The 13,069-nt window shown below is 33.3% G+C and carries 12 protein-coding genes; 11 read left to right on the top strand and 1 reads right to left on the bottom strand.

Going from position 1 to position 13,069, the window contains the following annotated elements; genetic code table 11:
- Window positions 1-170 precede the first annotated feature (170 nt).
- The 5 genes from gmk (at window position 171) to CD155_RS03390 (ending at window position 5,966) form a co-directional block, all read left to right on the top strand.
- Window positions 171-794 carry a guanylate kinase gene (gmk, locus tag CD155_RS03410; RefSeq protein ID WP_002442471.1) on the top strand — a complete coding sequence of 208 codons (624 nt, stop codon included), beginning with the start codon at window positions 171-173 and terminating at the stop codon, window positions 792-794.
- On the top strand, window positions 794-1,006 hold the full coding sequence (gene rpoZ, locus CD155_RS03405; RefSeq protein ID WP_002442473.1) for a DNA-directed RNA polymerase subunit omega: 213 nt from the start codon (window positions 794-796) through the stop codon (window positions 1,004-1,006). Before gmk ends, rpoZ begins: the two co-directional genes overlap by 1 nt.
- A 185-nt stretch (window positions 1,007-1,191) precedes the next feature.
- Window positions 1,192-2,430 (top strand): bifunctional phosphopantothenoylcysteine decarboxylase/phosphopantothenate--cysteine ligase CoaBC, encoded by a 1,239-nt coding sequence (gene coaBC / locus CD155_RS03400; protein WP_502243658.1) that lies wholly within the window; start codon window positions 1,192-1,194, stop codon window positions 2,428-2,430.
- Window positions 2,430-4,838 (top strand): primosomal protein N', encoded by a 2,409-nt coding sequence (priA, locus tag CD155_RS03395; RefSeq protein ID WP_103212513.1) that lies wholly within the window; start codon window positions 2,430-2,432, stop codon window positions 4,836-4,838. Before coaBC ends, priA begins: the two co-directional genes overlap by 1 nt.
- Before the next feature lie 210 nt (window positions 4,839-5,048).
- Window positions 5,049-5,966 (top strand): hypothetical protein, encoded by a 918-nt coding sequence (locus CD155_RS03390; protein WP_103212512.1) that lies wholly within the window; start codon window positions 5,049-5,051, stop codon window positions 5,964-5,966.
- A 65-nt stretch (window positions 5,967-6,031) separates the two neighbouring features.
- Here CD155_RS03390 and CD155_RS03385 read toward each other — a convergent pair whose 3' ends face one another.
- Window positions 6,032-6,235 carry a TM2 domain-containing protein gene (locus tag CD155_RS03385; RefSeq protein ID WP_002442481.1) on the bottom strand — a complete coding sequence of 68 codons (204 nt, stop codon included), beginning with the start codon at window positions 6,233-6,235 and terminating at the stop codon, window positions 6,032-6,034.
- Between the two features lie 217 nt (window positions 6,236-6,452).
- Here CD155_RS03385 and CD155_RS03380 point away from each other — a divergent pair, with 217 nt between their 5' ends.
- From CD155_RS03380 to pknB, 6 genes are read left to right on the top strand one after another with little or no spacing between them, the layout of a single operon-like run.
- Complete coding sequence (locus tag CD155_RS03380) at window positions 6,453-6,941, top strand: peptide deformylase (protein WP_103212511.1); 489 nt, start codon at window positions 6,453-6,455, stop codon at window positions 6,939-6,941.
- Window positions 6,934-7,866, top strand: a complete 933-nt coding sequence (fmt, locus tag CD155_RS03375) for a methionyl-tRNA formyltransferase (protein WP_070873270.1) — start codon at window positions 6,934-6,936, stop codon at window positions 7,864-7,866. The genes CD155_RS03380 and fmt overlap by 8 nt, the downstream gene beginning before the upstream one ends.
- A complete protein-coding gene (rsmB, locus tag CD155_RS03370; RefSeq protein ID WP_103212510.1) occupies window positions 7,863-9,170 on the top strand; it encodes a 16S rRNA (cytosine(967)-C(5))-methyltransferase RsmB in 1,308 nt (435 codons plus the stop codon). Before fmt ends, rsmB begins: the two co-directional genes overlap by 4 nt.
- 2 nt (window positions 9,171-9,172) lie before the next feature.
- Window positions 9,173-10,267 (top strand): dual-specificity RNA methyltransferase RlmN, encoded by a 1,095-nt coding sequence (rlmN, locus tag CD155_RS03365; protein WP_002442485.1) that lies wholly within the window; start codon window positions 9,173-9,175, stop codon window positions 10,265-10,267.
- A gap of 6 nt (window positions 10,268-10,273) precedes the next feature.
- Complete coding sequence (locus tag CD155_RS03360) at window positions 10,274-11,017, top strand: Stp1/IreP family PP2C-type Ser/Thr phosphatase (protein WP_103212509.1); 744 nt, start codon at window positions 10,274-10,276, stop codon at window positions 11,015-11,017.
- On the top strand, window positions 11,014-13,011 hold the full coding sequence (pknB, locus tag CD155_RS03355) for a Stk1 family PASTA domain-containing Ser/Thr kinase (RefSeq protein WP_103212508.1): 1,998 nt from the start codon (window positions 11,014-11,016) through the stop codon (window positions 13,009-13,011). The genes CD155_RS03360 and pknB overlap by 4 nt, the downstream gene beginning before the upstream one ends.
- Window positions 13,012-13,069 lie beyond the last annotated feature (58 nt).

Raw genomic sequence — 13,069 nt, 5'->3', positions numbered from 1 at the left:
ATTAAGGAGTACTAATTATCTTTCAGAAAATTAAAAGGATTACATTAACTAAAGTTAATGCATTAAGAGTCACTAAATGATTAACATCATTAAGTGACTCTATACATTCATTAGTTTGGTATGATATTATATTTAAATAATAGAAGAATAGCTTAGAGAGGTCGTAAGGCATGGATAATGAAAAAGGATTGCTAATTGTTCTTTCAGGTCCTTCTGGTGTTGGTAAAGGAACTGTAAGAAAAAAGATTTTTGATGATCCCACTACTTCATATAAGTATTCTATATCAATGACAACTCGTAACATGCGCGAAGGTGAAGTTGATGGTGTAGATTACTTTTTCAAAACGAAAGAAGAATTTGAAGCGTTAATTAAGGACGATCAATTTATTGAATTTGCGGAGTACGTTGGAAACTATTATGGTACACCAGTTCAATATGTGAAAGATACTATGGATCAAGGTCATGATGTGTTCCTAGAAATTGAAGTTGAAGGCGCAAAGCAAGTTAGAAAGAAATTCCCTGATGCATTGTTCATCTTCCTTGCTCCGCCAAGTCTTGACGACTTAAGAGAGCGCTTAGTTGGAAGAGGTACTGAATCAGATGAGAAGATTCAAAGCCGTGTTAATGAAGCGCGCAAAGAAGTAGAAATGATGAATTTATACGATTACGTAGTAGTCAACGATGAAGTTGAACTTGCAAAGAATCGAATTCAGTCTATCGTAGAAGCTGAACACTTGAAAAGAGAACGTATCGAAGCTAAATATAGAAAAATGTTATTGGAGGCAAAAAAATAATGTTAAATCCACCGTTAAATCAACTTACTGCTAAAATTAATTCTAAATATCTTATTGCGACAACTGCTGCTAAAAGAGCACGTGAATTAGATGAAAAACACGAAACAGCACTTTTAGAAAACTATCATTCAGCTAAACCTGTAGGTAGAGCTTTAGAAGAAATCGCTGACGGTAAAATCGTTCCTGTTATACCTGAAGAGTATTTAGGTTAAGATTGATATTTTCAACTTATTATTTTGACACACCTTATTGAGGACACATGTTTTAGATATGTGATCCATAAATTGAATAAGGTGTGTTTTTTTAATAATGAAACTCATTTGTGTATAATTAAATTAAATTTAAAGTACGTTATTACGCACTAAATGAACAAGAATTTTAAATTCTAAGTAGTGAAATGTATGTTTTTAAGTATAGTATCAAGGGAGATTTAAACATGAAACATATTTTATTAGCTGTAACCGGGGGTATCGCAGCCTACAAAGCAATTGATTTAACAAGTAAGCTCACTCAAGCTGGTTACGAAGTAAGAGTCATGCTTTCTGATAATGCACAAGAATTTGTAACACCACTTGCTTTCCAAGCAATTAGTAGAAATCCTGTTTATACAAATACGTTCAAGGAAGAAACACCTCAAGAGATTCAACATGTCTCATTAGGAGACTGGGCAGATGCAATCATTATTGCACCTGCAACTGCAAATACTATTGCTAAATTAAGTGTAGGCATCGCTGATGATATGATTACTTCTACTTTATTAGCTACAGAAACTCCTAAATTTGTAGCACCAGCAATGAACGTTCATATGTATGAGAATCCTCGTACGCAAAATAACATTGCTGTTTTAAAAGGAGATGGCTATCACTTTATAGAACCTGGAGATGGTTATTTAGCATGTGGCTATGTAGCTAAAGGCAGAATGGAAGAGCCTTTGCAAATTGTGTCTGTGATTCATCAATTTTTCGATAATAAAGAGGTGAAATCTAAGAGTTCATTTTCAGGAAAAAAAGCACTAGTGACAGCAGGACCAACGGTTGAAGTCATTGATCCGGTACGATATGTGTCAAATCGTTCTTCAGGGAAAATGGGCTTTGCAATTGCTGAAGCTTTAAGAGATAAAGGTGCGAATGTAATCTTAATTACTGGACCTACTCAATTGTCAGATCCTAGTGGCATGCAAGTGATACACGTTCAAAGCGCTGAAGATATGTTTAACGCTGTTAAGGAAAGATATGCAGAACAGGATATTGTCTTTAAAGCAGCAGCTGTTTCGGATTATACTCCTACAGATGTGCTTCAACATAAGATGAAAAAGCAAGAAGGAGAATTATCTGTCACATTCAAACGTACAGAGGATATTTTAAAATATTTAGGTGACAATAAGCGACATCAATACTTGGTCGGTTTCGCTGCTGAGACACAAAACATTGAAGCCTATGCACAAGATAAATTGGCACGTAAAAATGCAGATGTCATTATTTCTAATAATGTAGGAGACCAGTCTATCGGATTTAGTTCTGATGATAATGAATTAACAATGCATTTTAAAAATAAAGATATGATAAATATTAAGAAAGGTAAAAAAGTAGAAATAGCGAAACAAATATTAGAAGAATTAGAAACTAGGTGGCAATAATGATTGCAAAAGTAATTGTTGATATACCATCCAAAAGTGTTGATTTCAAATTCGATTATATTGTACCGCAACGCTTAGAAGATGGAATACAAATCGGTGTACGAGTGATAGTTCCATTTGGGCCTCGGACAATTCAAGGTTATGTCATGGACATTCAAAATGAACCAGACCAAGGTGTTGAAATCACAAAACTTAAAGAGATTAAAGAAGTTCAGGACATTCAGCCTGAACTTACAGCTGAATTAATAAAGTTGAGTGAGTGGATGAGCCACTATCACGTTACTAAACGTATTTCTGTGTTAGAAGCGATGTTGCCGAGTGCAATTAAAGCAAAGTATAGTAAAGCATTTGAAGTGATAAAAGGTAGTGATATATCCGAATCAATATTAAAAAAGTTTAATAAAGATGGTCGCTATTTATATAAAGATGCACAACAAAATGATGATTTAAATGATATGTTTACGCTAATGAAAGAAAATCTTGTTCAAGAAGTAACGATATTATCTCAAAATATTAAAAAGAAAACGCAAAGAGCTGTAGCGGTTATAGAGGATTATAATGGTGATGATGTATTAAGTTTACTTGAGAAGTACGCAAAACAGTATGATTTATATGCGTTTTTATTAGAAGAATCTCATCGTACGGTGTTTTTGAAAGAGATAGAAGAGATGGGTTTTTCTAAATCAAGTTTAGATGCCCTGATTAAAAAAGGATATGTAGAAAAATATGATGCTGAAGTTCATCGTGATCCTTTTGCAAATCGTATATTTGAACAAGAAGAAAAAAGAGATTTAACTCAAGATCAACAACAAGCGTATGATGCAGTAAAAAATAAAATCGATAATGAAGAAGCGAGAACATTTTTACTACATGGGGTGACAGGTTCAGGTAAAACTGAAATCTATTTACAAACGATTGAAACAGTTTTGAATAAAGGTAAAGAAGCAATGATGTTAGTACCAGAAATTGCTTTAACCCCTCAAATGGTATTAAGGTTTAAACGCCGATTTGGAGATGATGTCGCCGTACTTCACTCAGGTTTGTCAAACGGGGAACGTTATGATGAATGGCAGAAAATTCGAGATGGTCGTGCTCGTGTGAGTGTTGGTGCGCGTTCAAGTGTGTTTGCGCCTTTTAAAAATTTAGGAATCATCATTATTGATGAAGAACACGAATCTACATATAAACAAGAAGACTATCCAAGATATCATGCGAGAGATATAGCCAAGTGGCGAAGTCAATATCATCAATGTCCGGTAATACTTGGAAGTGCAACGCCTAGCTTAGAATCTTATGCTAGAGCAGAGAAAGATGTTTATGAATTATTATCTTTACCAAATCGGGTGAATAATCAAGCGTTACCACACATTGATATATTAGATATGCGTGAAGAGTTAAGTGAAGGAAATCGCTCTATGTTCTCTAATGAACTTAGAAATGCAATTCAAGATCGTTTAGACAAACAAGAACAAATTGTTTTGTTTCTTAATCGAAGAGGTTATGCTTCCTTTATGTTATGTAGGGATTGTGGTTATGTACCGCAATGCCCGAACTGTGATATTTCTTTGACTTATCATAAAACGACGGATCAACTAAAATGCCATTATTGTGGGTACCAAGAAACACCTCCGAATATTTGCCCTAACTGTGAAGGTGACCACATAAGACAAGTTGGGACAGGTACGCAACGTGTCGAGGAATTATTGCAACAAGAATTTCCAGAATCAAGAATTATACGTATGGATGTTGATACAACGTCTAGAAAAGGTGCACATGAGAAATTATTAAATGAATTTGAAGCGGGAAACGGAGATATTTTATTAGGAACACAAATGATTGCAAAAGGTTTAGATTATCCTAACATCACACTTGTAGGTGTATTAAATGCGGACACAATGCTTAATTTACCTGATTTTAGAGCTAGCGAACGGACTTATCAACTTTTAACACAAGTTTCAGGTCGAGCTGGACGTCATGAGAAAGAAGGACAGGTAATTATACAAACTTATAATCCTGATCATTATGCGATTGAAGATGTTAAATTAAATGATTACCTTACTTTTTATCAAAAAGAAATGAATTATCGTAAATTGGGTAAATATCCACCATATTATTTCTTAATTAATTTTACAATTTCTCATAAAGAAATGAAAAAAGTGATGGAAGCTTCCAAACATATCCACCAGATTTTATTACAACATTTGACCGATAAAGCTTTAGTTCTAGGGCCTTCTCCTGCGGCATTAGCACGTATTAATAACGAATATCGTTTTCAAATTTTAGTGAAGTATAAAAGAGAACCACAGTTACATCATGCACTACAATATTTAGATGATTATTATCATGAACAATACGTAAAAGAGAAATTATCTTTAAAAATCGATATTAACCCCCAAATGATGATGTAATGTAGTAATCAAACCTGCTCTTAATTGAGCAGGTTTTTTATATAAACAAAAAAATATACTATTATAAATTTTTACAACGTGGTATAATTTGAATATTAATAGGGTGTAATTTCACCAAAACACTATGTTTAATATTCCCTTAATAAAATAAATAGTTACTCAAGCATCAAGTCATCAGCATCTAAAATTTTATTAATGGAGGTAAATACCATGCAAAAAACACAAATTTTGCCAAATTCTTATGAAGAGTTTAAAGAATATCTAAATAGTAGATTTGAAAATGTAAATCTGAAAGTTAAAAATGTTGATCAAAGATTTAATCAAGTTGATCAAAGATTTAAGGAAATGAATAACCACATAACATTTCGCTTTGATAGGCTTAATAAAGAGATGAACAATAAGTTTATGTTTATGAATCAAAATATAGATAACAAACTTGAAAAATTGGAGAATAAATTCACGTATCTAGACCAAAAAATGGACAAAAGGTTTGAAGTTGTGGATTACAATTTCGGGTTGGCACATAAAGACCTAAATCGAAAGTTTGAAATTAATAATAGAAAGTTCACATTGATGGATCAAAAAATGGACAAAAAGTTTGAAGGCGTGGACCTGAAGTTGGCTTCGCTGAATCAAAAAATGGACAAAAAGTTTGAAGGTGTAGACCAGAAATTCACAATGATGGACCAAAAAATGGATAAAAAGTTTGAAGCCGTGGACCAGAAGTTCGCTTCGATGAATCAAAAAATGGACAAAAAATTTGAAGCTGTGGATCAGAAATTCATAATGATGGACCAAAAAATGGATAAAAAGTTTGAAGTTGTGGACCAGAAGTTCACATTGATGGACCAAAAAATGGACCAGAAGTTCACATCACTACGTCAGGAAATGAATCAAAAGTTTGAGGTTGGAAATAAAAAGTTTGAACGATTAACACTTACTACAAAAGAATTAAAAAAAGAAATAGAAAACCAATCTGTAAATATTGATTTTAAGATTGAAAATGCGCTTCATTTATTTAAACAAGAAATTGAGCAAAATAAAATCAAAACATCAAGGTTTTTATTAGGTCTAACTATACCATCTGTATTAAGCTTAATCACTTTAATCTTACAATTTTTAAAATAATTTCATAATAATATAAAAGTGACGTACCAACTTTAAAAATTGAGACGCCACTTTGTTTAATATTCTTACATTGTTACATTACCATTTTCATCTGCTGGTCTAAATAGTGTTAATATTGCACTAATTATAGCTAAGATATGAGGGATAGCTGTCCAACAGAATAAAATGTGCATAATTCCTTGGAATGATTTGCCAGCGTAAAATTTATGAATACCAAAGCTACCTAAAAATACTGCTAATAAAATATAAATCACTTTATTTACTTCCATTATATTCACCTCTGTTTGCTATGTTTAGTAACTTGTTTCCTTACTTAATATTCTATTATTTACAAAATTAAAATCAATTAATTCACTTTCACAATAATAAATTTCAGTCTAAAGTTGCATAATTTAAAATATCTATAAAGACACTCCTAAGAAAGGTCGCAATTTCAATACAAGTAAGTTATAATGATATGATGAATTTTAATGAGGAGCCATAATCATGACAAGAAAGAAATTGGTTAAATCATCACATCCAATATTAAAAAAAGAAATAGCACCTGTTACCGAATTTGATGAAAACTTAAGCCTGTTACTAAAGGATTTAGAGGATACATTGTATGCGGAAGAAGCAGTCGCTATATGTGCGCCTCAAATTAATGTTAATCAACGTGTGGCATTAATTGATATGGAGATGGATGGTCTTCTTCAATTGATAAATCCTGTAGTCCAAAGTCAGTCAGATGAAATGATTACTGATTTAGAAGGTTCAATTACGCTACCAAATACGTTTGGTGAAGTTAATAGAAGTAAAATGATTGTGATACAAAGTTCTGATGTTAATGGCAATCAAGTTGAACTGACTGCTTACGATGATGTGGCTCGTATGATTCTACATATGATAGATCATTTGAATGGTATCCTTTTTACTGAGAAAGCAAATCGTTTATTAAATGAAGATGAAGTGGAGGCATATTTTGAAAATGAGTAAGATTATCTTTATGGGAACACCTGACTTTTCAACTAAAGTATTAGAAATGTTAATTGCTGAACATGAGGTCATTGCAGTAGTGACGCAACCTGACCGCCCAGTAGGACGTAAAAAATTACTAACACCACCCCCTGTAAAAAAGGTGGCTGTTGAACATAATATTCCAGTTTATCAACCTGAAAAATTAAAAGGGTCTTCAGAACTTGATGAATTATTAAATCTTGAGGCTGATTTAATTGTCACAGCTGCATTTGGCCAATTACTTCCCGAATCACTTCTTGAATCACCACGTTTAGGAGCGATTAATGTCCACGCCTCACTTCTTCCTAAATATCGTGGCGGGGCGCCTATTCATCAGGCTATTATTGATGGTGAAAAGGAAACAGGTATCACAATTATGTATATGGTAAAAAAACTCGACGCGGGTAATATTATTTCTCAAAAAGCTATAAGTATTGAAGAAGAAGATAACGTTGGAACAATGCATGATAAATTAAGCTTTCTTGGTGCCGATTTACTTAAAGATACGCTTCCTTCTATTATCAATGGTACAAATGAAAGCATCCCTCAAGACGGAACTCAAGCAACATTTGCATCAAATATAAGTAGGGAAGACGAGCGAATTGATTGGAATCAAAGTGCACAAGCCATCCACAATCATATTCGTGGATTATCACCATGGCCAGTGGCTTATACGACGATGGACGATAAAAATCTTAAACTTTATGCAGCTCACGTAATAAAAAATAAAAAAGGGACACCTGGAACTATTATTGACACAACAAAGAAAGCAATGATCATTGGAACAGGAACAGATGACGCGATTGCTTTGACAGAAATTCAACTTGCTGGTAAAAAACGTATGCCTGTTGCTAACTATTTAAGTGGTGTTCAAGAGTCCTTAGTAGGGAAGCAACTGATATGATGAATACAGTAAGAGGATATGCCTTTGATACCATTCAACAGGTTCTCAATGATGGCGCATATAGTAATTTAAAAATTAACGAAGTCCTTTCTTCAAATGAGATTTCAACAGTGGATAGGAATTTATATACAGAACTTGTTTATGGAACTATTAAAAGAAAGTATACATTAGATTATGTCTTGAAACCTTTTGTCAAAACTAAAATTAAAGGTTGGATGCGACAACTATTATGGATGAGTATATATCAATATGTTTATTTGGATAAAGTTCCTAATCATGCCATTATCAATGAAGCAGTAGATATTGCAAAACATAGAGGTGGCTTTCACAACGGCAATGTTGTTAATGGGATATTACGTTCAATCATGAGAAGTGAGTTGCCTCAATTTGATGAAATTAAAGACGACAAGAAACGTATTGCTATTGAATATAGCATTCCTAAATGGATAGTTGATCATTGGGTAACGCACCATGGTATTGAAACAACAGAAGCGATTGCGCAATCATTTTTAGAACCAGTAAAGACGACCGTTAGAGTGAATATTTCTCGAGGTTCAGTTGATTCAATTGTTGCTGAATTAGAAAAAGAAGGATTTAAAGTAGAGAAAGATGAAATATTACCGTTCTGTCTTCATATCACTGGTCAACCTATTATCAATTCAAGAGCATTTAAAGATGGCTATGTTTCTATTCAAGATAAAAGTTCTATGATGGTTGCTCATATCATGAATTTAGGTAGAAATGATGTTGTTTTAGATGCATGCAGTGCGCCCGGTGGTAAGGCGTGTCATATGGCGGAAATATTATCGCCTGAAGGTCATGTTGATGCTACAGATATCCACACTCATAAAATCGATTTAATTAACTTTAATATTAAAAAATTAAAATTAGATAATATTAGCGCATTTCAACATGATGCAACTGAACCGTATACTCGGACATATGACAAGATACTTGTTGATGCACCATGTAGTGGTTTAGGTGTATTAAGACATAAACCTGAAATAAAATATACACAATCGAAAGAAAGTATCCAATCACTTGTTGAATTGCAGTTACAAATATTAGAGAATATTAAACGTAATATCAAACCTGGTGGAACAATTGTGTATTCTACATGTACAATAGAACAAATGGAAAATGAAAATGTAATTTATACATTTTTAAAGCAAAATGAAGAGTTTGAATTTGAACCTTTCCAACACCCTGTTACTGGAAAGGAAGTCAATACACTACAAATACTCCCTCAAGATTTTGACTCAGATGGATTCTTTATAACTCAAATTAGAAGAAAGGAAAGTTAAGGATGATTACTGCAGAAAAAAAGAAAAAGAACAAGTTCTTACCTGATTTCGAAAAGCAATCAATCTACTCTTTGCGTTATGATGAAATGCAGCAATGGCTCATTGACCATGGTCAGCAAAAATTTAGAGCGAAACAAATTTTTGAGTGGTTATACCAGAAACGCGTAAATAGTATTGATGAAATGACAAATCTATCAAAGGATTTGCGTCAAGTATTAAAAGATAATTTCGCAATGACGACACTAACTACAGTTGTAAAACAAGAAAGTAAGGATGGCACAATCAAGTTTTTATTTGAGTTACAAGATGGTTATACAATCGAAACAGTGTTGATGAGACATGAATATGGCAATTCTGTTTGCGTTACGACGCAAGTTGGTTGTCGTATCGGATGTACATTTTGTGCTTCAACATTAGGTGGTTTAAAACGTAACCTAGAAGCTGGTGAGATAGTATCTCAAGTGTTAACCGTACAAAAAGCTTTAGATGAAACAGATGAACGTGTATCTCAAATTGTTATAATGGGTATTGGTGAACCATTTGAAAATTATGATGAAATGATGGATTTCTTAAGAATTGTCAACGATGACAACAGTTTAAATATTGGAGCACGTCATATTACTGTTTCAACTTCAGGTATCATTCCTCGTATTTATGATTTCGCGGAAGAAGATATTCAAATTAATTTTGCAGTAAGCCTTCATGGTGCTAAGGACGAAATCCGCTCAAGATTAATGCCGATTAATCGTGCTTATAATGTTGAAAAGTTAATGGAAGCTATTCAATATTACCAAGAAAAAACAAATCGACGTGTCACATTTGAATATGGGTTATTTGGTGGCGTTAATGATCAACTGGAACATGCCAGAGAATTAGCACATCTAATTAAAGATCTTAACTGTCATGTGAATTTAATCCCTGTGAACCATGTACCAGAGCGTAATTACGTTAAAACACCGAGAGAAGATATTTTCAAGTTTGAAAAAGAATTAAAGAGATTAGGAATCAATGCTACAATTAGACGTGAACAAGGATCAGATATTGATGCAGCGTGTGGCCAATTAAGGGCAAAGGAACGACAAGTAGAAACGAGGTAAAGACATATGTTAAACGCACAATTTTTCACTGATACTGGACAACATCGAGAAAAAAATGAAGACGCTGGCGGTATATTTTATAATCAAACACATCAACAATTGTTGGTATTATGCGATGGTATGGGTGGTCATAAAGCAGGTGAAGTTGCGAGTCAATTCGTTACAAATGAACTTCAAAAACGTTTTGAAGAAGAAAACCTTATCGAAATCCATCAAGCTGAATCATGGTTGCGTTCAAACATTAAAGATATCAATTTTCAATTGTATAACTACGCTCAAGAGCATCCTGCATATAATGGCATGGGAACAACGCTAGTATGTGCGATTGTTTATGATAAAAAGGTAGTTGTAGCTAACGTTGGAGATTCTCGTGCATATGTCGTTAATCAAAGACAAATCGAACAAATTACAAGTGATCATTCATTTGTAAATCATCTTCTTATTACTGGCCAAATCACAGAAGATGAAGCATTCAATCATCCTCAAAGGAACATTATTACTAAAGTCATGGGTACAGATAAACGTGTATCTCCTGATTTATTTGTAAAGCGAACACATTTCTATGATTTTCTTTTACTTAATTCTGATGGTCTAACGGACTATGTAAGAGATTATGAAATTCAAGAAGAACTCAATCAGGAAGGATCAATTGATGACTATGGTGAGAGGCTAATGCAACTCGCTATGTCTTATGATTCAAAAGATAATGTCAGCTTTATACTTTCTGCTATGGAAGGTGATAAAGTATGATTGGAAAGATGATTAGCGATCGTTATAAAGTGATTGACAAACTTGGTGGCGGCGGAATGAGTATTGTATATTTAGCTGAGGATACAATACTTAATCGAAAAGTCGCAATTAAAGCGATTTCTATCCCGCCTCGTGAAAAAGAGGAAACTTTAAAACGATTCGAAAGGGAAGTACATAATTCATCTTTACTTTCGCATGACAATATTGTAAGTATGATTGATGTTGATGAAGAAGATGAATGTTTCTATTTAGTAATGGAGTACATTAAAGGACCAACGCTAGCTGAATATATTCATAATCATGGTCCACTGTCTGTAGAAACAGCTATTAAATTTACAGAGCAAATCTTAAGCGGTATTAAACATGCCCATGACATGAGGATTGTGCATCGTGACATTAAACCTCAAAATATTTTAATAGATAAAAATAAAACACTTAAAATTTTCGATTTTGGTATCGCAAAGGCACTCAGTGAGACATCACTTACACAAACGAATCATGTTTTAGGTACTGTTCAATATCTTTCGCCTGAACAAGCGAAAGGTGAGTCTACAGACGAAGGTACAGATATCTATTCTATTGGTATTGTGTTATATGAAATGCTTGTGGGCGAGCCTCCTTTCAATGGAGAAACTGCTGTAAGCATAGCTATTAAGCATATTCAAGATTCTATCCCTAATATTACGACTGATAAGCGGGGAGAAGTACCGCAGTCTCTCAGTAATGTTATTTTGCGTGCTACTGAAAAGGATAAACATAATCGTTATCATACTATACAAGAAATGTATGATGATTTATCAAGCGCGTTGCACGAAAATCGTGTGAATGAAAGTAAGTATGAACTAGATAAAACGAAAACGGTTCCTTTAACCAGAGATGAATTAAATAAGAAAATGAAAAGCTCGGAAAGAGAGCATGATTTAAACCAAACAATGCAAATTCCAATTGTGAATGAGCCAGCACGTCAACAAGAATTCCAATCACCAGAAGAACGCTATTATCCTTCTCACAATAAAAAGAAACGTTCGAAAGTGAAAATTATTGTGCTTTCTTTAATTTTTGTATTGTTACTTGCTAGTCTAATTGGATTTATAGGAATGGGTTTATTTGGTAATAAATATCAAGAAATGCCAGATTTATCAGGAAAAACTGAAAAAGAAGCGGAACAAATTCTAAAAGATCATCATTTATCTTTAGGGGACATATCAAGAAGTTATAGTGATAAATACCCAGAAAACCAAATCATCAAATCTGATCCAAATAGTGGTGAACGTGTAGAAGAAGGAGATACCATTGATATCGTTTTATCTAAAGGACCTAAAAAAGTAAAAATGCCTAATCTTGTTGGTTTGCCAAAAGAGAAAGCACTCAGTAAATTAAAAGATTTAGGATTAAAAGATATTGATGTTGAACAAGCTTACAGTCGTTCTGTTGAAAAAGGACTGATTTCAGAACAAAATATCTCTGCTAACAGTGAAGTTGCATTAAACGATCATCATATTAAGATTTATGAATCATTAGGTGTACGACAAGTCTACGTCAGTGATTATGAAAATAAGGACTACTCAACTGCTAAGAAAGAACTCGAATCTAAAGGATTTAGAGTACAAGCAACTCAAGAATATGATGATAAAGTTAAGAAAGATAAAGTTATTTCACAATCACCTAAAAATAAGTCTATCGATGAAGGATCTGTTATCCATTTAACTGTATCAAAAGGTGAACAAGAAGACGATAGTGATGATGAAGATGTTAAAACAACCAATGAAACCGTAAAAGTACCATATTCAGGTAGTAAAGGTAAGAGTCAAACAGTAGAAGTATACATTAGAGATAAAGATCATAGCGGTAGTTCTGTATCTCAAACTTATAAAATTAATAAAGATAAGACAATTAGCATACCTTTAAAAATTCAAAAAGGTAAAACAGCAGGCTATACAGTGCGCGTAGACGATAAAATTGTCGCAGACAAAGATGTCGACTATGATGACTAAAAATAAAAGCATCCCTTTGTATGTAATTTTAAAAATTAACGTATAAAGGGATGCTTTT

This window comes from Staphylococcus caprae, assembly GCF_002902725.1.
GTDB lineage: Bacteria > Bacillota > Bacilli > Staphylococcales > Staphylococcaceae > Staphylococcus > Staphylococcus caprae.
Note: the sequence above shows the minus strand (reverse complement) of the source record. Positions and strands in the feature narration are given on the sequence as shown.

Bases quoted from the DNA above. Each gene is read 5' to 3' on its own strand.
- coaBC (WP_502243658.1), top strand. From the start codon at position 1,192: ATGTATGTTTTTAAGTATAGTATCAAGGGAGATTTAAACATGAAACAT.
- CD155_RS03380 (WP_103212511.1), top strand. From the start codon at position 6,453: ATGACAAGAAAGAAATTGGTTAAATCATCACATCCAATATTAAAAAAA.
- gmk (WP_002442471.1), top strand. From the start codon at position 171: ATGGATAATGAAAAAGGATTGCTAATTGTTCTTTCAGGTCCTTCTGGT.
- priA (WP_103212513.1), top strand. From the start codon at position 2,430: ATGATTGCAAAAGTAATTGTTGATATACCATCCAAAAGTGTTGATTTC.
- CD155_RS03360 (WP_103212509.1), top strand. From the start codon at position 10,274: ATGTTAAACGCACAATTTTTCACTGATACTGGACAACATCGAGAAAAA.
- fmt (WP_070873270.1), top strand. From the start codon at position 6,934: ATGAGTAAGATTATCTTTATGGGAACACCTGACTTTTCAACTAAAGTA.
- rlmN (WP_002442485.1), top strand. From the start codon at position 9,173: ATGATTACTGCAGAAAAAAAGAAAAAGAACAAGTTCTTACCTGATTTC.
- CD155_RS03385 (WP_002442481.1), bottom strand. From the start codon at position 6,235: ATGGAAGTAAATAAAGTGATTTATATTTTATTAGCAGTATTTTTAGGT.
- pknB (WP_103212508.1), top strand. From the start codon at position 11,014: ATGATTGGAAAGATGATTAGCGATCGTTATAAAGTGATTGACAAACTT.
- CD155_RS03390 (WP_103212512.1), top strand. From the start codon at position 5,049: ATGCAAAAAACACAAATTTTGCCAAATTCTTATGAAGAGTTTAAAGAA.
- rpoZ (WP_002442473.1), top strand. From the start codon at position 794: ATGTTAAATCCACCGTTAAATCAACTTACTGCTAAAATTAATTCTAAA.
- rsmB (WP_103212510.1), top strand. From the start codon at position 7,863: ATGATGAATACAGTAAGAGGATATGCCTTTGATACCATTCAACAGGTT.